Origin of the sequence: Acinetobacter pecorum (assembly GCF_014837015.1) — a bacterium.
GTDB classification, from domain to species: Bacteria; Pseudomonadota; Gammaproteobacteria; order Pseudomonadales; family Moraxellaceae; genus Acinetobacter; species Acinetobacter pecorum.
In genome coordinates, this window is sequence record NZ_JACSPT010000002.1 from 1 (window position 1) to 21,335 (window position 21,335).

General features: G+C 42.5%; 13 protein-coding genes. 7 read left to right on the forward strand and 6 right to left on the reverse strand.

Annotation, left to right across the window (positions count from 1 at the left end; all coding sequences use genetic code 11):
- Positions 1-326: 326 nt before the first annotated feature.
- Entirely contained in the window at positions 327-2,723 is a 2,397-nt protein-coding gene (locus tag H9629_RS01560; protein ID WP_191730432.1) for an AAA family ATPase, read from the forward strand.
- A gap of 91 nt (positions 2,724-2,814) precedes the next feature.
- On the opposite strand, the gene metH is transcribed toward H9629_RS01560, so the two are convergent.
- Positions 2,815-6,501: a methionine synthase gene (gene metH / locus H9629_RS01565; protein WP_191730433.1), complete on the reverse strand. Its 3,687-nt coding sequence runs from the start codon at positions 6,499-6,501 to the stop codon at positions 2,815-2,817.
- Between the two features lie 529 nt (positions 6,502-7,030).
- On the opposite strand from metH, the gene H9629_RS01570 reads away from it, so the two are divergent.
- On the forward strand, positions 7,031-8,650 hold the full coding sequence (locus tag H9629_RS01570) for an inorganic phosphate transporter (RefSeq protein WP_191730434.1): 1,620 nt from the start codon (positions 7,031-7,033) through the stop codon (positions 8,648-8,650).
- A 324-nt stretch (positions 8,651-8,974) separates the two neighbouring features.
- Here the strand turns inward: H9629_RS01570 and H9629_RS01575 are convergent, their stop codons facing one another.
- Complete coding sequence (locus H9629_RS01575) at positions 8,975-10,516, reverse strand: hypothetical protein (protein WP_191730435.1); 1,542 nt, start codon at positions 10,514-10,516, stop codon at positions 8,975-8,977.
- A 219-nt stretch (positions 10,517-10,735) separates the two neighbouring features.
- On the reverse strand, positions 10,736-11,353 hold the full coding sequence (locus H9629_RS01580) for a rhomboid family intramembrane serine protease (RefSeq protein ID WP_064095679.1): 618 nt from the start codon (positions 11,351-11,353) through the stop codon (positions 10,736-10,738).
- A 158-nt stretch (positions 11,354-11,511) separates the two neighbouring features.
- Here H9629_RS01580 and nfuA point away from each other — a divergent pair, with 158 nt between their 5' ends.
- Both nfuA and H9629_RS01590 read left to right on the forward strand, forming a co-directional pair.
- Positions 11,512-12,150, forward strand: coding sequence for a Fe-S biogenesis protein NfuA (gene nfuA / locus H9629_RS01585; protein WP_044111637.1), 639 nt, complete (start codon positions 11,512-11,514; stop codon positions 12,148-12,150).
- A gap of 194 nt (positions 12,151-12,344) precedes the next feature.
- Positions 12,345-14,408, forward strand: a complete 2,064-nt coding sequence (locus H9629_RS01590) for a TonB-dependent receptor domain-containing protein (RefSeq protein WP_064101568.1) — start codon at positions 12,345-12,347, stop codon at positions 14,406-14,408.
- Between the two features lie 44 nt (positions 14,409-14,452).
- Here H9629_RS01590 and H9629_RS01595 read toward each other — a convergent pair whose 3' ends face one another.
- Both H9629_RS01595 and H9629_RS01600 read right to left on the reverse strand, forming a co-directional pair.
- Complete coding sequence (locus tag H9629_RS01595; RefSeq protein ID WP_064101567.1) at positions 14,453-15,454, reverse strand: hypothetical protein; 1,002 nt, start codon at positions 15,452-15,454, stop codon at positions 14,453-14,455.
- A gap of 14 nt (positions 15,455-15,468) precedes the next feature.
- Positions 15,469-16,506, reverse strand: a complete 1,038-nt coding sequence (locus H9629_RS01600) for an alpha/beta fold hydrolase (protein WP_064101566.1) — start codon at positions 16,504-16,506, stop codon at positions 15,469-15,471.
- Between the two features lie 312 nt (positions 16,507-16,818).
- Here H9629_RS01600 and H9629_RS01605 point away from each other — a divergent pair, with 312 nt between their 5' ends.
- On the forward strand, positions 16,819-17,433 hold the full coding sequence (locus H9629_RS01605; RefSeq protein ID WP_064095675.1) for a carbonic anhydrase: 615 nt from the start codon (positions 16,819-16,821) through the stop codon (positions 17,431-17,433).
- A gap of 35 nt (positions 17,434-17,468) precedes the next feature.
- Here the strand turns inward: H9629_RS01605 and H9629_RS01610 are convergent, their stop codons facing one another.
- Positions 17,469-18,098, reverse strand: a complete 630-nt coding sequence (locus H9629_RS01610) for an arylesterase (RefSeq protein WP_191730436.1) — start codon at positions 18,096-18,098, stop codon at positions 17,469-17,471.
- 11 nt (positions 18,099-18,109) lie between these two features.
- On the opposite strand from H9629_RS01610, the gene H9629_RS01615 reads away from it, so the two are divergent.
- Both H9629_RS01615 and H9629_RS01620 read left to right on the forward strand, forming a co-directional pair.
- On the forward strand, positions 18,110-18,835 hold the full coding sequence (locus tag H9629_RS01615; RefSeq protein WP_191730437.1) for an ABC transporter ATP-binding protein: 726 nt from the start codon (positions 18,110-18,112) through the stop codon (positions 18,833-18,835).
- A gap of 1 nt (position 18,836) precedes the next feature.
- A complete protein-coding gene (locus H9629_RS01620; protein ID WP_064095673.1) occupies positions 18,837-21,326 on the forward strand; it encodes an ABC transporter permease in 2,490 nt (829 codons plus the stop codon).
- Positions 21,327-21,335: the final 9 nt, after the last annotated feature.

Genomic DNA, 21,335 nt, shown 5'->3' on the forward strand with positions numbered 1-21,335 from the left:
GCCATTTCTTGTATCTCCAAAGTTAACGTTACGTTATCTTTAGAGGGAAGTACTGTCCATTATTTTGGCTAGGATCAAATAAAAGGGTTTAGATTTGATAATGGATAGGTGATACGGCAGATTGATGAAGTGGTAGAGATAGGTTATCAGTGTTGCGTAAAGAAGTTTATATAAAATAAATACTAGCTTTAAATTCTTGTATTTCCTTTAATTCTCAGTTGTTTTATGATGATTTATAATCATAAGTATTTGTTCTAATTTAAACTTACTTATACGAAAAAATTGACAAAAATAAGTTTTTGAATGGGGGTAACATGTTACTAAGTATGAGTAATATCAAGAAATTTGGGTTATTTCACGATTTTAAATGGAATGATACCGTTCGTGATCAAGGAAATAATATTCTAAAATTTAGTAAGATGAATATTATTTATGCAAGGAATTATTCAGGTAAAACAACTTTATCTAGACTTATACAATGTATAGAAGCAAAACAAAAAAATCCTTTCTATCAAAATGCAGAATGTGATTTTTACTTTCAGGACACTCAGTTTTCATTAGACAACCTAGCTCAAAGTTCTAAAAAAATAAAAGTATACAATGTCGATTTCGTAAAAAAGAATTTAGATTGGCAAAACGATATAAATGGAAATATTAAACCTTTTTCTGTAGTCGGTGAGGTAAACATAGATATTGAACAGCAGCTTACTTTTTTTGAAAAATACTTAGAAAAAGAGTCGCAAGGTATTCATACGTTTGAATTTTATATTGAGCAAGCTGCTGAGGAGTTAAAGCAGGAAAATTTAAAATTTACAGCATTGGAAAGACAAATAAGGGCATCATTGGCAGAATATGCTGTTTATATGAAGAGTAATACGCAATATTTCAATGTGCCGATTACTTTTAGACAAGATCAACTAGAGCAAAAAGTAAGAGAAATATTAAATTTACAATATGTTCCATTCGTAGGCGAAATAAAAAATACGAAAGAAATTAAAGTTAAAGAAGTTATAAAAGATATAATAGATGTTAAATTTAAAAAAGAATTTAACCTGGAAAAAGTAAAAAATGACGCTATAAATTTACTCAGTAAAGAGGTGAAGCCATCAATAATATTAGAAAGAATAAATACACCTATAGTTGAAGATTGGGTGTTAGAAGGCATTCATATTCATAAAAAAAATCATATAGAAAATTGTAGTTTTTGTGGTTCCAAGTTAGAAAAAACAACATTAGAAGATTTAGATGCATATTTTAATAAAGAGGTTTTAGAATTTCAAAAAGAAATACAAAACTTAATACTTCATGTAGAAAATTATATGAATGAACTAAAGGCTTTATTCAAAGGGTTACCTGATAGCTCACTTTTTTATTCTGATCTATCAATAATATACAAAGATGAATTATCAAAGTTTAAAGGTGATATTACAGAAAGTGGTCTTTGGTTAAAAGATTTGAGAGATAGATTAGACCATAAGCTAAAAAACCTCTTTATAAGTATTGATTCGAATGTTAGTGAAGCTCCAAAGAAGCTAATTTTTATAAATTTAGAAAAAATTATAGAAGATCATAATCTAAGATCAAGCCAATTTAATGAAAGTATCGAAGCGGAAAAGAATAGTTTAACACTACAAGCATTTTTCGAATATATTGTTAAAAATGAGTATGATTCAAATCTTAAGCAATTGAATTTACACTCTAAAAAAATAGATGAAGCTCTAAAAAAAGAACGAGAAATAGATGAAAGAAAGAATGCCTTTTCCGCTGCAATCGATGAATTGAGAAAGAAAAAAGTATCAGAAGTATCGGGTATAAGAATTGTTAATGATTATTTAGAGCATTTCTTTGCAATTAATCATTTAAGATTGATTGATTATGATAATGGCTCTTCATTCAAAGTTGAAAGAAGCGGAGAGTTGGCTCATCATTTAAGTGAAGGAGAATGCAGTCTTATTTCCTTCTGTTACTTTATGGCTAAGTTAAAGGAATTAGAAAACCTTAAAGAAACTATTATATGGATAGACGACCCAATTAGTAGTCTGGATTCAAATCACATTTTTTATATTTTTAGTCTTATCGAAAATGAATTGGCGAAACCAATAATTATTCCGAATAAACCTAAAGAGTATAAATATAAACAGTTGTTCATTAGCACTCATAATTTGGATTTTTTAAAGTATTTACACAGAATTTCTCAACCAATTATCAAGAAAGATCAAATCGTACAAGCTTGTAATCATGCACCACAATGTACTAAAAAAGTCGATAGCAATGAATGTTTATATTTTATTCTTGAGCGTTCAATTGACAAAAGCTTGTTAAAGCCTATGCCTAAATACATGAAAAACTTTTCTACAGAATATAACTATCTGTTTTCTAAGATATTGATGGTTGCCACAATTCCTTTGTCTGATTTAAATGAGGATTATGTATATAGTTTCGGGAATAATCTAAGAAAATTTCTGGAAGCACATCTATATTTTAAATATCCAACGAACAAAATATCGGATGAAGATAAACTTTTAAAATTTATTTCTGATCCAAAAATTACAACGATATGCCAAAGAATTTCAAATGAAATGTCACATTTACAAGAATGTTTCGACAGAGGAATTTCAGTTTTAGATATACCTGAATGTCAAAAGTTGGCTAAGGCTGTTCTAGAAATTTTGAAGGCAAGTGATCCTGATCAATATGATGCTTTGTTTAAATCAGTTACTTAAATGATCACAAAAAAATCCCCTCGATTGAGGGGGATTTTTTATTCTATACGAATGGATTCTTCCCCCTTTGAAAAAGGGGGATCGAGGGGAATTACACCACAGAATCATCCAAATTCGGCGCTAACCAACGTTTCGCTTCATCCAATGTCCAGCCTTTGCGCTTCGCATAATCTTCCAACTGATCGCCAGAGATTTTACCCACGTTAAAGTATTCAGTTTCAGGGTTTGCATAATAGAAACCGCTCACTGATGAAGGTGGCCACATTGCAAAGCTCGAAGTCAGGTAAGTACCCATCTTCTCTGTCGTACCTAACCAGTCGAACAATGGCGCTTTTTCAGAATGTTCAGGACACGCAGGGTAGCCCGGTGCAGGACGAATACCCACATACTTCTCTTTAATCAACTCATCATTGGTTAATTGTTCGTCTGTCTGGTAGCCCCAGAACTCTTTACGGATACGTTGATGCAAGTGCTCAGCAAAAGCTTCAGCAAAACGGTCACCCAAGGCTTGAACCATAATCGCGTTATAGTCATCGCCTTTGGCTTTGTATTCTTGCGAAAGTTCTTCCGCACCAAAGATCGACACGGTGAAGCCACCCAAGTAATCCTGAGCCACATCTTTTGGCGCAATAAAGTCAGCCAGAGAGTAGTTCGCTTTACCGGTGACTTTGTCAGACTGCTGACGAAGGTGCTCGAAGCTATGCGTCACATTGCCATTTTCATCAGCAACCGCAACCGTATCTGCCGCCACACGGTTCGCAGGGTAAATGCTAAACGTCGCACGGGCATCGAAACGTTTATTCTCGATGATGTCTTTCAGCATTGCTTGTGCTTGTTCATACAAATCCCGTGCTGCTTCACCCACCACTTCATCTTCAAGGATTTTCGGGAATTTACCCGCCAGGCTCCATGAAATAAAGAACGGTGTCCAGTCAAAGTATTCCACCAAGGTTTCTAAAGGATAGTTGGTGAATGTTTGTGAGCCAATGAAATTTGGTTTAACTGGTGCATTCTTGGCAAAGTCGATCTTGAAACCATTTTCAACTGACTCAGCATAAGAAAGCTTCGCAGCTTTCGGCTGCTTATTGGCAAGACGGATACGGATTTTTTCATAATCCGCGGCATAGTCTGCTGCCAGTTTTGGTTTCATCTCGGCAGAAAGCAATTGCGTTGCCACACCCACCGCACGAGAAGCATCAGCCGTGTAGTACACGCCATCATTATGATACTGCGGTGAGATTTTCACAGCGGTGTGCGCTTTAGAGGTCGTCGCACCACCAATCATCAATGGAATGTTAAAGCCTTTACGCTGCATTTCTTTAGCAACAAAGACCATTTCATCCAATGACGGTGTGATCAGACCAGACAAACCGATGATATCGACTTTTTCATCAATCGCAGTTTGTAGAATCTTCTCGCAAGGTACCATTACGCCTAGATCCACGATGTCATAGCCATTACAGCCCAATACCACGCCCACGATGTTTTTACCGATATCGTGTACATCGCCTTTCACTGTAGCCAAGAGGATTTTACCTTTGGCTTCAGCCTGGGTTTTTTCAGCTTCAATGAACGGGTTTAACCATGCGACGGCCTGTTTCATGACACGTGCTGATTTCACCACTTGTGGCAGGAACATTTTACCGGCACCAAACAAGTCGCCGACCACGTTCATACCCGCCATGAGCGGACCTTCAATCACATCCAGCGGGCGCGTCGATTTTAAACGGGCTTCTTCCGTATCCTGATCGATGTAAGTGGTGATGCCTTTTACCAGTGCATACTCAAGACGTTTTTCAACTGACTCAGCTCGCCATTCAAGGTTTTCTTCAGCTTTTTGCTGACCGCCTTGACCACGGTATTTTTCTGCAATGGTCAATAATTTTTCAGTTGCTTCCTGACCGCTTTCGCCCTGGTTGCGGTTCAAGACTACATCTTCAACGGCATCTTTAAGCTCTTTGTCGATGTCATCATAAATCGCCAGCTGGCCGGCGTTCACGATCCCCATGGTCAAGCCTTTCTGGATCGCGTGATACAGGAACACTGCATGGATCGCTTCACGTACAGGCTCGTTACCACGGAATGAGAATGATACGTTTGAAATACCGCCTGAAATCATCGCATTTGGCAGATTTTCTTTAATCCAGCCGGTTGCTTCAATGAAGTCCACGCCATAGTTGTTGTGTTCTTCAATACCCGTTGCCACCGCAAATACGTTCGGGTCAAAGATAATATCTTCAGAAGGAAAGCCCACTTCGTTCACAAGTACATCGTATGAACGCTTACAGATTGCTTTTTTACGTTCTGCTGTATCGGCCTGACCATTTTCATCAAATGCCATCACGATCACGGCTGCACCGTACTGATGGCACAGGCGGGCACGTTCTACAAACTCGTCATAACCTTCTTTTAAGGAAATCGAGTTCACAACGGCTTTACCTTGAACGCATTTCAAACCTGCTTCAATGATCTCCCATTTAGAAGAATCCAGCATGATAGGCACACGTGAAATATCCGGCTCAGACGCAATCAGATTCAGGAAGTGCACCATCGCACCTTGTGAATCAAGCATGCCTTCATCCATGTTGATGTCGATGATCTGCGCACCAGCTTCAACCTGTTGACGGGCAACGTCCAACGCTTCTGTGAAGTTTTCTTCTTTAATTAAACGAAGGAATTTTTTAGAACCAGTGACGTTGGTACGTTCACCGACGTTCACAAATAACGAATCTTTAGTGATGTTAAATGGTTCTAAACCACTTAAACGGCATGCAGGCTCAATTTCAGGAATCTGGCGAGGGGCAATACCTTCAACCGCCTGCGCAATCGCGCGGATATGATCTGGCGTAGTACCACAGCAACCACCGGTAATATTGATTAAACCACTTTCAGCAAATTCTTTAATGAATGCCGCAGTTTCTTCGGGGGTTTCATCATAACCACCAAACGCATTTGGCAAACCTGCGTTAGGATGCGCAGAAACGAAGGTGTCGGCAACGTCAGACACGGTTTTTACGTGTGGACGCATGGCATCTGCACCAAGTGCACAGTTAAAGCCGATTGAAATCGGTTCTGCATGACGCATTGAGTTCCAGAACGCTTCAGCGGTTTGACCTGTTAATGTACGGCCTGATGCATCGGTAATCGTGCCTGAGATCATGATTGGCAGTTCATAACCCAGTTCCTTGAACACTTCTTTTACTGCAAAGATGGCAGCTTTAGCATTGAGTGTATCGAATACAGTTTCGATCAGGATGATATCAACACCACCTTCAATTAAGGCTTTGGTCGATTCGATATAATCAACTTTCAGGGCATCAAAGGTGATGTTACGAAATGCTGGGTCATTTACGTTGGGCGAAATAGAAGTAGTACGTGATGTTGGCCCGATGACTCCGGCTACAAAACGCGGTTTTTCCGGCGTTGAATATTTAGCACAGGCTTCTTTGGCAAGACGCGCAGCAGTGCGATTAATCTCAGGAACCAGATCTTCCATATGATAGTCAGACATAGAAACACGCGTACCGTTAAAGGTATTGGTTTCAATAATGTCTGCGCCGGCTTCAAGATATGCTTCATGAATGCCTTGGATAATCTGCGGTTGGGTCAGGACTAAAAGGTCATTGTTGCCTTTGAGGTCAAAGGCCCAATCGGCAAAACGTTCACCACGATAATCGGCTTCTTCCAGTTTATGGCGTTGGATCATGGTACCCATCGCACCATCGATAATTAAAATTCTTTTGGCAAGAAGTTCTTTTAAGGTGGTTAATGTCGACATTCAAACGTTCTCAGCAGTCTTTTAAAACGGCTGTAATCTTAGCAGATTAGTGAACTGATTTCTGCTGACATTGCTCAGAATGATGGATAAGTATGATATGAAAATTTGATAAGTCAGTAGATAAACAGGAAATTATGAAATCTGGACCAGAAAATATAGTTAACCTGGCTCTGATTTGACCGGTTTAGGGCAGGGCAGAAACACAAAATTGAACTGAGGCATCTATTCATAAAAATGTCATATTCATTCCTTATGCTATGCAACTGAAACTTTATTCAGCCTGCTGACAGGCAGGGCTTCGATGGTTTTAGTAGTAAAATGTGTGTGCTTTTTGAGCATAAACAAGCTGGAATGCTATCTCAAGTGAATGATTTATAAAATCAAAATTTAGTTTTTTAGTCGGAATTAAACAGGACGAATGACAGCAAGAAAATCCAAATAATTGCATCATATGACAACAGTTTGTCATATAATTGTCACAATTTAACTGAACAATATGAGGATCCTTGAATCCTCTATTCCTGCTTGCATGAATCCTAATCCAACTCCCGTAGATTCAGCACACAAGTCGGCTTCGAAAAAGTCGACCAATGTTCATGTGCCAACACCGAAATTTTTTATGCCGGTGTTCTTGACTCTTATTATCACTACGCTGATTTATATCGGCTTCCAATTGTCTTCAGATTTAGCACATGTACCGGCCTTAAGCCTGTATTCAGTTATTTTGTTAGCAACTGCACTTTTTATCGCGTTGAGCTTTGAATTCGTCAATGGCTTCCACGATACAGCCAATGCTGTTGCTACCGTCATTTATACCAATGCACTCTCAGCTCCCGTCGCAGTGATGTGGGCCGGCTTCTGTAATTTCCTTGGGGTTATGGTGGCCAGTGGCGCGGTTGCTTACGGTATTATTGCGTTATTGCCGGTTGAGCTGATTATGAATGTCGGCTCTGGTGCAGGCTTTGCCATGGTCTTTGCCATGCTGATTGCGGCCATTCTCTGGAACCTTGGAACCTGGTTCCTTGGTATTCCTGCATCCAGTTCGCATACCCTGATCGGTTCGATTCTGGGTGTTGGCATCATGAATTACATTCTGAATGCCGGCAGTGGCGCTTCAGGTATAGACCTGGAGCAGGTGATTAAAGTTGGTAAGGCGCTATTATTTTCGCCTCTCATCGGTTTTGCATTTGCAGCGGTGCTGTTCCTGCTGGTGAAAAAAATCTTCAAGCGTCAAATGGAACTGTTTCAGCCACCTGAAGGCAACAAGCCACCACCTCCATTGATTCGTGCCATGCTGATTTTTACCTGTACAGGTGTGAGTTTTGCACACGGTTCAAATGACGGTCAAAAAGGCATGGGTCTGATCATGCTGATTCTGATTGGATGTGTACCTCTGGCGTACTCGTTGAACAAGAATCTGGATGCCCAGCATATTCAGTCTTTTGGCCAGTTGTCGGCACAAACAGCCAATGTGATCTATCCAAATCATCAGGATATTCCGGATGAGCAAGCCCGTGCTGTCATCACCAAGTATATCCAGACCAAGGAAATTACCCCTGAAGTCATTCCGGCACTGGCAAGTTTGACCGATCATCTGGGTGAAAAAGTAGCTAGCTACAGCAACATTAAAGATGTGCCTGAAGCTCAAGTTTCTGAATTCCGTAACGACATGTACCTGAGCACAACCGCTTTTAAACGTCTGGATAAAGCAGAAGCTTTACCTGCGATGTCTGCTGCGCAAGAAAAAACGGTGGATAAATACCGTGATAATCTTGACTCATTCCTACAATATATTCCAACCTGGGTGAAAGTTGCAGTTGCGCTTGCACTGGGTCTAGGTACCATGGTGGGCTGGAAGCGTATTGTTGTGACCGTGGGTGAGCGTATTGGTAAAGAACATATGACCTATGGACAGGGCATGTCTGCCGAGCTTGTTGCGATGTCGACCATTGCTGCGGCAGATGGCTTCGGTATGCCAGTATCCACTACCCATGTACTGAACTCAGCAGTAGCCGGCACCATGGTGGCAAACAAGTCAGGACTGAATTTCCAGATGGTGAAAACCATTCTGTCTGCCTGGGTATTTACCTTGCCAGCAACGATCTGTCTGTCAGGTGGTTTGTATTGGATATTGTTAAAAGTGTTTTAAGTTATTTAGACATAAAAAAAGCTGCTCTAGAGCAGCTTTTTTTATGGGTGATTTTTACCTCTCCCTTGCGCACTCAGAATATATTCTGAGGATGCTCATCTCCTAAGAGGAGAGGGGATTTTATATAATATATCCAAATATGGGTATTGACGCTAAATCTTGCTCTTTTACCTCATGGAAAAGTAGCTTGGAGGCAGATATCTAATAGTTACTAAAATTTATGATGGATACTCCCTCTCCCTTTGGGAGAGGGTTGGGGTGAGGGGATAAACATTAAATAAAAGTTTATCTAACGTAGAAGAAGTTTCGAAAGAAGGAAATAAATTACTTCTTCAACTTACTCAATAATCCCATTGGTAACTTCTCCGTCGCAAAACCATATAGCGCAGCAAAAGGTAGTGCGGTACGCGCCAGATAAGCCACTCGCCACAAACCACCATGATTCGCACCATGCATCATCAATTCAAGTGGATGGTTCAGCTCCACTTCAGGATTGGCCACCGATTCCGGATTGCGAAGGTCATGAATCCATAATGCTGCCATCAATGCATTGGTGGTTTCAGGTGCGAAAGCTTCCACATCAAACAGGCTTGCGCCATTGAATGCGGCTTTTAATAGCGGATTTTTGGTAACAGAATGAGTGGTCGTAGAAGGTGCAATATTGATGCTGACCCGTTGACCTTGAGCACGCGCCAAGGTTGCACGCCATTGCTGAATACGTTTTGCCAGCGCATAGTTTGGACCTTGTTCAACCACCAGACAGTCACAAATGCCATATGCCTGATCGCCAGACTGAATCAGCTCATGACTATTTTTCTGGAAAAAGTGTTTACGGCTTAAAGTCGCAACACTTTTAGAAATCAGGGTCTGTGCCTTGGAGCGTTCTGCATATTTTTCTTTTGAGGCTTCGATCACTTCAGCTGGAACGGCATATACATCAGTCGGCGTACACATATACATCAGGCTGGTATTGGCTTTTTGCTGACTAACATAGTGCATGATGGCATCCATCGCCATGGAAACGCGGACATGCTTTTCACCATCCAGATAGGCAATTGCAGCCAGATCCAGATCCTGCTCGAATTGTAATAACCATTTGGCAATTTCGGGAATCTGGGTGAGCAAATTTGCGCCCAGTTTTTCTTTTAAGATGTTCGGTGAAGTATCGGCAGGCAGGTCTTCAGTACAAGGTGCATACAGGGTGGCATTGCCTTGGCTGACGGTATCGATAATCTTGCCCCAGACCCGGCTATTCGGTAAATCAATCGCCACAATATTGGCTTTCCATTTTGTCAGCCAGGTCAGAGGTCCTGCTTCAGATGCAGCACCAAACAGCACTGTGGTCCGATCTGACAGGTCAAACCATTCCGGATGCACGGCACATTCACGTAGGGCATTGGCATGGCTGGTTTCCATGATGCCTTGAGTTTCCCAGCGTTCAATCTGCTCCAGTAAGGCATCACCTTGCAGCTTTTGCCCCTGGTAGGGCACATACCATTCTGGTGCTGATTTGCTATGACCTGTCAGTTTGAAGGTATGCAACTGGCCTGCGGGCAGGGAGAAGACCTCCTGCAGTAAATGCTTTTGACCGTCACGATAAAACTCAAACGTCTGATGGGCCTGTGCCAATCCATCCTCTGCAATTTTCAGGCTGGCCTCAGGAGAGCTCAGACCCTGCTCGACCAGCTTTTTAAAATGTACGGTGTAGAGTTTGCGCCAGTTTTTTTCTGATTGTGCCTGTGCAGAACTGTGAGGGGCGACATTGGCTAGCGCTGCCGCGATAATTGCGCGCCCTGCTTTTGAGCTACTGGGTTTTTGTTGTGGAGACTGAAGAGGAAATTGGAGACCGTCTGGTGTAATGGACATGCAAAATATCTCGATAATGACAGTGATTAATATACAGATGTATACATTATCGCTGCAAAATTCACTTCAAGATTGGCATTAAGTGACATCATGGCTTTCTAATATATTACGAGATGTTTCAACTGACCAAGAGAGCCGCAGCTCTCTTGTCGATTTTTAGTGAAAAACTCCGGCCCAACTTACAGCTGATTAAGTTATCTCAGGATTTAAAAATCCGCGTTAAAACGGAATCTGCATCAGTTTATTCAGGAAGTGCGGAATCAGGCGTGGCTCCAGAATAATCGTCATAATCACACCATAGGCTGCTCCCCATAAGTGCGCACTGTGATTAATATTGCTATTGCCTTTTTTGCCTGACCAGATGCTATAGGCCACATACAGCACAGCAAAAATAATTGCAGGAACTGGAATGAAGAATACAAAAATCAGTTTCCATGGTTCAAACAGAATATAGGCAAATAGCACAGCCGACACTGCACCGGAAGCGCCTAGACTGGCCCAGCGCGCATCATTTTTATGCTTCAGGTAACTTGGCAGAATCGCAGCAACCAGAGCACCCAGATAGAACAGGATGAAACCCAGGTCGTACAGATATTGACGATAAAAGCTTTCAATTACACTGCCAAAAAAGAACAGGGTAATCATATTGAACAGCAGGTGGGTTCCATCCGCATGAATAAACCCATGCGTAATAAAACGGTCATATTGTCCACGTTGCAGTGCCGGAGGCCAAAAAATCAGCCGGTTCATTACCGTCTCTTTGGAGAAAGCAATAAATGACACAATACAGGTGATCAGAATAATGGTAACAGTATGATTAAAAGGTAAATCAAGCATATAAATGATTCTAATGGTGCCTATTTGCTAATTATCATGCCATTAAAATTGAGCTAAAGTTGTACTTTTATAATAAATCCGACAATTTTAGTTGATTTTTAAAAATTACCCCGCATCTTCAGTTAAAATGGTCACTTGAGCTTGAGGAAATTATTGTTATGTCGACTGAGAACAGCAGCACTCCAGTTGTTGGTGAAATTCCCAACTTATTGATTACACCAACAGCACAAGAGTATTTAAAGGATTTACTGGATAAACAGAACACCCCGGGTATTGGTGTGCGTGTTTTTGTAGAGCATCCGGGTACTCCTCGCGCTGAATGTTGCATGGCCTATAGTGCACCTGATGAAGTTGTACCGACAGATTATAAGCAGGAATATCCTGATTTCCCTGCTTTTATCGACTCGCCATCTATTCCGTATTTACTTGATGCCGTAATTGACTACAACAAAGACCGTTTTGGTGGTCAGTTGACCTTCCGTGCGCCGAATTCTAAAGTGCCGCGCGTGGGGCCAGATGCATCAGTAGAAGAGCGCATTACCTATGTCTTGCAGTCTGAAATTAACCCGGGTCTGGCAGGCCATGGCGGTAACTGTGCACTGGTTGAAGTCAAAGAAGACCCTGAAAAAGGTTTAACCGCTGTACTTAAATTTGGTGGTGGTTGCCAGGGTTGTTCAGCGATTGATATCACCTTGAAACAAGGCGTAGAAACAACGCTAAAACAGCATATTCCTGAATTGATGAATGTCGTTGATGAAACGGATCATAGTCAATCTGAAGGTGCGTATATGAAATAAGCTGTTCTATATAAACAGTTCATTTATAGCATTTAAAAAAACCTCGAAAGTTCGAGGTTTTTTTATATCTGGCTTAAAATTTAGTGAATATTAATGATAATAATTATCAATAGCAATTGCATTTGAGTGAAAAGCTGTTACACTTCGCAACCGAATAAACATGATCTCTTCATAAATATTGGGGCGCGCAAGGTATGAATAAGCCATTCTTAAAAACCACTTTGGCATTTGCTGTAACTTCAGTCATGACGGGTAATGCATTTGCAGTCGAAGCTGTTGTTCCACAGGCGGAAGCGACTAAACTGCAAACGATTGTGGTGACCGCAACAGGTTATGAGCAAGATTTGGCTAAAGCACCTGCTTCCATTACCGTGATTGATCGTGAAGAATTGGATAAACGTGAATATAACGACATTACTGATGTGCTGCGTAATACGCCTGGCGTAGTGGTTTCGGGTTCAGGTTCTGCACAGACCATCAGTATTCGAGGCATGAGTTCAAACTACACCTTGTTTCTGGTCGATGGTAAGCGTCAATATGGTAAGGATGTGAACCCGAATGGGGATGATGGCGGTTTTGAGAAAAATATTCTGCCACCGCTTGCCGCCATCGAACGGATTGAAATTATTCGTGGTCCAGCTTCTACACTGTATGGTACGGATGCCATGGGCGGGGTAGTCAATATCATTACCAAAAAAGTCTCGGATGAATGGTCTGGTCATGTCGAATTAGGAACCACGCTTCAGGACAGTAGTCGTTCAGGTGATATTAAAAATGCTTCTGCATATCTTACCGGTCCTTTAATTGCAGACAAGCTGGGCTTGCAGCTAGCAGTCAATAAGCAGGAACGTAATGAAGACCGTTATGTTGGCGGTTTTCGTGGCACAGAACGTGAAAGCTTAAATTCACGTCTGAGCTATGCCATTAATGATGATCATGATGTGCAGGTTGAAGCCAATTTTGTGCAGCAGGAATCCACGACTTCAGTCGGTAAGACGGTAGCAGCCGTTCAAGGCGCTGCAGATTCATTCTCGCGTAATTACCGTAACGTTTATTCAGTAACCCATAATGGCCGTTATAGCGATAACTTGGACAGTTCATCTTATATCCAGTATGAAAATTCAAAAAATCCGGATCGTGGAAATACGGAACTCGGCACCAAAGGGATTACCCTGGATACCTGGACAGCAAACAGTCAATGGAACTGGGCCTTAGGTGATCACATGCTGTCATTCGGTGGGTATCTTAAAGATGAAAAACTGGTCGATAAAGCCACTAACCGGAATCCCACTGCACCTGAATTTAGTGAGTTAACACGATGGTCTGCTGCTGCATTCCTTGAAGATACTTGGGGCATGACAGATCGTTTCGATTTAACCGCCGGCCTGCGTTATGACCATGATGAAAACTATGGTGGCCATTTATCGCCACGACTGTATGGGGTGTACGCGGTAAATGATAACTTTGTAGTAAAAGGTGGTGTGGCCACAGGTTATAAACAGCCTGATATTCGTGCAGCCACAGAAGGGTTCTATAGCGTCACGGGTGGTGGCGGTTCACCCTTGCCAACAGGCCGTGGCATTATTCGTGCCAATCCGGACTTGAAACCTGAATCAAGTGTATCGACTGAATTAGGTTTCAACTGGAAAAATGATTATATCAATACATCGTTAACTGGCTTTATCACTAAATATAAAGACCGGATTACGGAAGTTCGTGCCTGCGAAACCGATACTGATGGCACAACAACAAACCGTAATAACTGGCAGAATTGGAAATGTTTCGAAGGAGATATTCCATTCTACTTTATTAGTGAACGGATTAATGTAGATGAAGCGGAAATTCGTGGTGTAGAAGCAACGATAGAAGCCAGTCTGAATGATTACACGACCATGACTGCAAACTATACCTATACCGATTCAGAGTTTAAATCGGGTGCTTTTAAAGGCCAGCCACTGAACCAGATGCCAGAACACATGTTTAATATTGGTGTCGATTATGAGCTAAACGATGCATTAAATGTATGGAGCCGCTTGCACCACCGTTCTGAAACCTCTGCATACTTGAGCCGTACTTCGATGGCTCAGCCAAATCCAGGCTACCAATTTGTAGATGTCGGCTTTAACTATAAATTCAGTCCGAATTTGACTGGTAAATTCGGCGTCTATAACCTGCTGGATGAAAAAGCTGAAGATATTGATGGGGATCAATTATTGGATGGCCGCCGTTACGGTATCAGTCTGAATGCAAAATTCTAAGCACACAAGAAAATAAAAAAGCCGCTATAAAGCGGCCTTTTTATTTAAATTTTAAGGATTTTCAAAGTATCTTCATGATAATAAAATTGTTCCAGATATTTTCGTGCGCGTTCACGTAAATGGCCTTGAGAAACCATCTGCTGGATTATCGGGCTGAGCAGTTGCTGCAATTCATTCTGAATGAGAGCTTCATCAATATTCAGATCACGTAAAAACTGATCAAAAGTATGTTCCTGATTGCGGACATACCAGGTATGAATTCCGTCATGTAACTGCTGCTGCAGATAGTCGGTCTGGCGTATGTGATCCCAGATGTCATGACCTAAGCCGACCGTCTGATTCAGATCCTGTAGCTCAATATACTTCTTCAAGACAGATACAGGCATGACCTTGATTTTATGCCAGAGATTAGCCTGAAAATGATAGAGTTTTTCATCGTCAAAATGTTGGTTTAGCACATGCTCACTCATCTGGCTGAGCTTCAAAATGTTCTTTTGCAGATAACGCGCAATGGTGCTATCGAGGTTGGTGTCGGTGACATTTTCCAGAACGGATTTGCCCATTTTCATAAAGCGGGAGACCCCGGGCACACTTTTGGCAATCATGGAGTTATCCAGATAATCCTGAATGGAGTGCTGGATCAATTGGGTAATCATGGCTGAAAATGCCGGATTATTGACTACGGTTTTAATCAGACGCTGCCGATGGTCACTTTTGCTGGCCACATACTGGGCAATCTTGTCTATGGTCAGTACTGGAATCAGATCGGCAATCGTGGTGGTGTCATTGGCTGGATGCACCAGTGCAAAACGGATATGCTCGGCAATCTGTTCAATCAGAAAGCTACTGGTAGCTGTATCCAGAATCTGTTTCTGTAAAAGCTGATTGATTGCTTCACAGCTCCACAGCTCTTTTAGTGTCTGTTTACGCAACCACAAATAAAATGCATGAAACTCGCTTTGAATCGTTTCAGATTGAGAAAATGCCTGATCGAGAAAATCAAGTTGAGCATCGATCAACTGCTCAATCATCGGGTGTTTCTGCATAGCATCTCTGAAACTTAATATAAAGGAATGAGTTTATCAGCAAGCGGGTTTTTTAGGGTCTGCGTCTTGGCCAGAAAAGGTAAATAATGCTGTGCGACCTGTTTTTCTGCTTCCAGAATCGGCATATGCCCGACATTATTCAAAATCACCGGTTTTTCGGCACGTTTCAGCAGGGCATGCAGTTCTTTGACCACCTCAACATTAATGATCCGATCCTGTCTGCCCCATAAAATCAAGGTGGGTGCTTCAACTGTACGGGTCAGACGGGCAAAGGTTTCCGGTGTATAAATCCGGTTTAGCATCACCACCTGATCAATCGATTTGCTGGTTTGTTCAGCGCGTGAAATCAGCAGTTTTTCCTGTGCATGCCGCAACTGATAAGGAATTACTGGCGGGTTCTGCATCAGCTCTTTGGATACATCCTGTAGATCGCCGGGTTTGCTGACGATCAGATCTTTTAAGGCTTGTGGGTCTTTGGTGTAGGGAGTATTCCCCATTTTGTAAAGACCAGCACTATTAATGAGAAATAGACTCTGAGTATCGAAAGGATATTGTGAAGCATACACCGTAGCAATCGAGCCACCCAGAGAGTGGCCGGCAATGTGTAAATTTTCATCCACATTTAAGGTTTCAAGGAGCAAACGCAGTTGAGAGGTAACATTGGGCACTGAAACATCAAAATCGTCTGGTACTTTGGTATCGCCATTGCTCGGCAAGTCAGGAATGATGACATGATAATAAGGTGTCAGAAACTGGGCCACCCGATTCCAGTTGTCACGGGTGCCGGCCAGACCATGAATCAGTAGAATTGACGGTTTGTTCTTGGACCCGCCTTCGCTATAGCTCCAGGTCACCTCTCCAATTTTGAGGGTCTTGGACTTGAGTCCGGCAAGGCTACGTTCCTGCAACAGATGTTGCTGCAATACTTGGGCAGACTTTTCACTTTTCTGGCCAAACAGATTTTGACCATGGGTCAGGCCTGGTAATGCCATGCTTAAGGCAACCAGGGTTGAACAGATCATTTTCGAGCGCAATCTTATTATTTTCTTCATTGGCTATTCCCCAAAATAAACCCACTAAGCAAAATGCTCAAAATACTTCCATGTTATCGATTTGCAATTTATAGATGAATCAAATCGTAATCTTTCAACTTATTTTAAAACATTCCTTAATATTGTACATCTGTTAATGAATAGTCTGGGCAGAAAAATCCTGAATGAAATGTGATGAATTTCACAGAAAAATACACAGAACAAGAAATCATCAAAAAGCTAAAAAATTTAAACGGGTAATTTTTTTGCAAGTGACATTCAAAAAATCTAGCAGTAAGATATTCCCACTAAAAACATCGATGGTAAAAAAGAATGCTCACAGCTCAGGAAGCTATAGATCGTCTTAAAAAGGGTAACCAGCGCTTTGTCAATGGTGAAACGCAGCATTTAAAATTATTATCGCATCAGCAACGCGCTGAAATGGCAGAAAGTCAGGAACCATTTGCTATTGTTTTAGGATGTTCGGATTCGCGTGTCCCGGCAGAAATGGTATTTGATCAGGGGCTGGGTGATCTGTTTGTGATTCGGGTAGCAGGCAATATTGTGGCACCCTCTCAAGTCGGCAGTGTTGAGTTCGCTGCAGACAGCTTTGGCTGTCCAGTGGTTATTGTATTAGGTCATACGCATTGTGGCGCAATTCATTCTACAATTGAAGCTTTGACCAATCCGGCAACACCGCCATCTGCAAATTTGATGTCAATTGTGAACCGGGTACGTCCATCAGTCGAAATTCTGATGCAAACTGAATTAAAAGATGATTTGGACAAACTGTCCATACATGCTATTCGATCGAATGTATTCGCTTCAGTAAACCAGCTTCGTCATGGTTCCGCCGTACTGGAAAACCTGATTGCCAAAGGTAAATTACTGGTCGTGGGAGCAGAATATTCACTTGAAACAGGTGAAGTTACATTCTTTGATTTCTAAGTCAGATTTTAAGATTTGAATATATTAAAGGCGCTTTATAAAGCGCCTTTAATATATGGATAAGCATTGTTTAACAGGATGGTTTGCGCTTTGGCATTCGGATGAACCAAATCTTTTTGCATCAGGGTTTTGTTGCCGGCCACACCCTCCAGGAAGAAAGGCAATAATTTCACCTTATATTGCTGACTGACCACTTTATAATTATTTTCAAAAGCCTTGCTATATGCCTGACCGTAGTTAGGCGGCATTTTCATACCAAATACAATAACCTTGGCTTTGGCTTTCTGGCTCTGCTGAATCAGGCTGGCTAAGTTTTTTTGAATCATTTGTGGCGGTTGTCCACGCAAGCCATCATTGCCACCTAACTCAATCACCACAAGGTCTGGACGATGCGTTTGTAGCAATTTTGGTAGTCTGGCCAGCGCTCCGCTGGTGGTTTCGCCACTGACACTTGCATTGACCACTTTATGCTGTTTCGGATACTGTTGCTCTAAACGCTTTTGTAACAAATTTACCCAGCCTTGCTGAGGCTGGATACCATATCCTGCACTTAAACTATCACCTAAAATCATAATCGTCTTTGCTGAAACTCCAAGAGGTAACAGGCACAGACTGAGCAAAAACAAGTAAGGCAATAGCCGGGTTTTCTGATTAAGATTTTTCATATAGGACACGTATGATTCAAAGCAGCAACGATTCGACCATCATGCCACAGGCTATTATTTCTGCCCAGAAATTGACACAAAAGATACAACTTTCACAAAAACAGCTCACCATTTTTGAGAATCTTGACCTAGAAATTCGGGCTGGGGAACAGGTAGCGATTACGGGTCGTTCCGGTTCCGGAAAATCCACATTACTGGGTATTCTGGCAACACTGGATCAGGCCAGTTCAGGTCAGCTTATGGTCTGTGGTGAATTGGTGTCAAGTCTGGATGAAGAACAGCGTGCACTGGTGCGTTTGAAAAATATCGGCTTTGTATTTCAGTCTTTTCAGCTGTTGCCACATCTGACTGCACTTGAAAATGTGATGCTGCCCCTGCGCCTGCAACCCGATTTTAAATATGCAGAAGCCGAGCAAAAAGCCTTGGCACTACTGCATAAAGTAGGGCTGGATCGACAGGCGCAGCAAACCCCGAAAGTGCTGTCGGGGGGAGAGCAGCAGCGTGTGGCGATCGCCCGGGCACTGGTCAGTGAACCAAAAATCATTTTTGCCGATGAACCCACGGGTAACCTCGATGGCGAAACTGCCAAAGAAATTGAACAACTGCTATTTCAACTAAATCGGGAACTGGGAACGACCTTGGTGCTGGTGACGCATGACCGAAAACTGGCACAGCAGTGCCAGCGGCATTTTGAGCTGCTGAATGGCGAGCTGATTGAACATCCGAGTGGAGGATGAAATGAATCCATTATTTCGTCCTTTACTGACACAAAGCTTTAAAACGACCGGGATTTATCTGCTGATTATTGCCTTAACACTGGCGATCAGTGCGACCACTGCGCTTAAATTTAGCAATGAGCAGATTCAAAATGCAGTCGCCTTGCAGGCAGCAGAAATGCTGGCTGCTGATCTGGTACTTTCAGACAATGAACCTTTGCCTGAGCAGTGGCGTGATCAGGCCAGACAGCTGGACCTAAAGCAGTCAGAAGTTATTGTGTTTAGCAGCATGGCCTATACTGATGCAGAGTTTGTCATGGTCAATGTCAAAGCGATTGATCAGGCTTTTCCTTTGCGTGGTGAGCTGCGGGTGCAACCGGCCAAACGCTCGATTCAATCTGGTGAAATCTGGCTCAGTCAACGGGCCATGGATCTACTCAAGGTCAAACTGGGCGATCAGCTCCATATTGCCGATGCTGCGTTTAAAGTTACTGCAAAGATTGAACAGGACTCCAATCAGGAGCTTGGATTTTCCGGCTTTTCGCCAACGGTGATTATTTCCCAGGCAGATGTAGCAAGAACCAATGCCATTCAGGTGGGGAGCCGAATCGAATATCGCCTTCTCATGGCGGGCCGTCCGAATGATACCCAACAATTTGAAGCCTTATTCAAGCAGCACAAGTCAGCAAACGACACCTCAGAAACGCCAGCAGAAGTACAGGGGCAGGAGTTTGAGGAGCAAAGCAGTCTCAAGTTGCGCAATGCCAGTGAGGGTAATACCCGTTTGATGAAGCCAATCGCCAATCTGGATACTTTTCTGCAACTGGCGAATATTCTGACCATTTTATTATGCGGGATTGCCATAGCCTTAACCGCACAGCGTTATGTGCAGCAGAATCAGGATCATATTGCCTTGATGCGTTGTATCGGTGCCACCAAGCAGCAGATTCTGTCAGCTTATCTGGCTTTACTCGGGATGGTGCTGCTGATTGCCATGCTGATCGGTACTGTGCTCGGGATCGGTCTGGGTTATGGATTGTTACAGTTAATGTTGCAGCTGATTCCAAATTTGCAGATTGAATTTTCTGCCATTGCAATGTTGCTTGGACCATTGCCGGTCGCGATGCTGACCAGTGCGGTGGTGCTGCTCGGTTTTGTGATGCCTAGCTTATTGCAACTGCTAAATACGCCGCCGATTCGGGTGATTCGCCAGCAGGAAAAATCAGTACAGTCCATGCTGTGGATGCTGCTGACCGGAACGCTCAGCCTGATTATTTTCAGTGTGATTTTGACTGAAAACTTGCTGCTGACCGCCTGGGTGATTGGCGCGATTATTGTGTTATGTGTGGTGCTGTATGTGACGGTCTGGATGGTGTTAAAGCTGCTGCGGAATATGAAGCTAAATCTATCATCGTATGTCAGAACACCTTCACATACCGCCTTGCAGATTACGGCGTTAGCTTTGGGTCTGAGCCTGATTACGGTACTGGCAGTATTACGTACTGATCTGCTAGATCGTTGGCAGCAACAGTTACCAGAAGGTACGCCGAACCAGTTTGTTTATGGTTTACCACCTTTTGAGATGCCAGCCCTGAAAGCCCAACTGGAGCAGAATGGCTGGAAAAGCACACCACTCTATCCGAATATTCGCGGGCGTCTGGTCGCCAAAAATGATCAGCCTTTTGCTGATGAACTGGTCAAAAGCAGCAATACCTTAAAGCGTGAGCTGAATCTGACCCAGTCAAACCGCTATCCTCAGGATAATGTCATTGTTCAGGGTAAGGCAGAATTAAAACAGCCGGGTGAGGTTTCAGTCGAGGCCAATACGGCCGAAGAATTAGGCATTAAGATAGGAGATAAACTCAGTTTCAGTCTGCCTGAAGGCATACTGGAAGCTAAAGTCGTTAATCTAAGAACCGTCGAGTGGGAAAGTTTTAGTCCGAACTTTTTCTTTATTTTTGCCCCGAATAGCATGGATGCCAATGCAGGCAGTTATCTGGGCAGTTTTTATGTGCCGGAGACAGATAAAGGCAAACTGGTGTCGGTAATCCAGCAATTTTCCAACACGGTTTTTATTGATGTCAGCCTGATTCTGGAAGAGATCAAACGCCTTGTGAATGTGCTGGTGCAAATCGTGACGATTCTGGCGGTACTGGTCAGTATTTCCGGTTTTCTGGTGCTGATGGCCTGTTTGAACCTGTTAATGGATGAACGCAAACGTGAAGTGGCTTTGCTACGTTCATTTGGTAGTTCCAAGCAGAAACTGAAGACCATGATGAGTCTGGAAATTGGTTTTATCGGGCTGTTTGCCGGAATTGTTTCCTGCCTGTTTGCCGAAGTCATCAGTGCAATTGCCAGCTATAAAATGGATTTGATGATTCAGCCGCATTGGGAAATCTGGATTATCCTGCCGATCTTTATGACCGTTTTATGTATGTTAATTGGCCGTTATCGTCTGAGTTATCTGTCGGATATTCCGCCTTTACAAAGCTTGCGCGAGATGAATCAGTAAGATTCATCT

Coding starts and splice junctions, on each gene's coding strand:
- H9629_RS01590 (WP_064101568.1), top strand. CDS start 12,345: ATGAATAAGCCATTCTTAAAAACCACTTTGGCATTTGCTGTAACTTCA.
- H9629_RS01615 (WP_191730437.1), top strand. CDS start 18,110: ATGATTCAAAGCAGCAACGATTCGACCATCATGCCACAGGCTATTATT.
- H9629_RS01605 (WP_064095675.1), top strand. CDS start 16,819: ATGCTCACAGCTCAGGAAGCTATAGATCGTCTTAAAAAGGGTAACCAG.
- H9629_RS01570 (WP_191730434.1), top strand. CDS start 7,031: ATGAATCCTAATCCAACTCCCGTAGATTCAGCACACAAGTCGGCTTCG.
- H9629_RS01620 (WP_064095673.1), top strand. CDS start 18,837: ATGAATCCATTATTTCGTCCTTTACTGACACAAAGCTTTAAAACGACC.
- H9629_RS01575 (WP_191730435.1), bottom strand. CDS start 10,516: ATGTCCATTACACCAGACGGTCTCCAATTTCCTCTTCAGTCTCCACAA.
- H9629_RS01560 (WP_191730432.1), top strand. CDS start 327: ATGAGTAATATCAAGAAATTTGGGTTATTTCACGATTTTAAATGGAAT.
- H9629_RS01610 (WP_191730436.1), bottom strand. CDS start 18,098: ATGAAAAATCTTAATCAGAAAACCCGGCTATTGCCTTACTTGTTTTTG.
- H9629_RS01600 (WP_064101566.1), bottom strand. CDS start 16,506: ATGAAGAAAATAATAAGATTGCGCTCGAAAATGATCTGTTCAACCCTG.
- H9629_RS01595 (WP_064101567.1), bottom strand. CDS start 15,454: ATGCAGAAACACCCGATGATTGAGCAGTTGATCGATGCTCAACTTGAT.
- H9629_RS01580 (WP_064095679.1), bottom strand. CDS start 11,353: ATGCTTGATTTACCTTTTAATCATACTGTTACCATTATTCTGATCACC.
- nfuA (WP_044111637.1), top strand. CDS start 11,512: ATGTCGACTGAGAACAGCAGCACTCCAGTTGTTGGTGAAATTCCCAAC.
- metH (WP_191730433.1), bottom strand. CDS start 6,501: ATGTCGACATTAACCACCTTAAAAGAACTTCTTGCCAAAAGAATTTTA.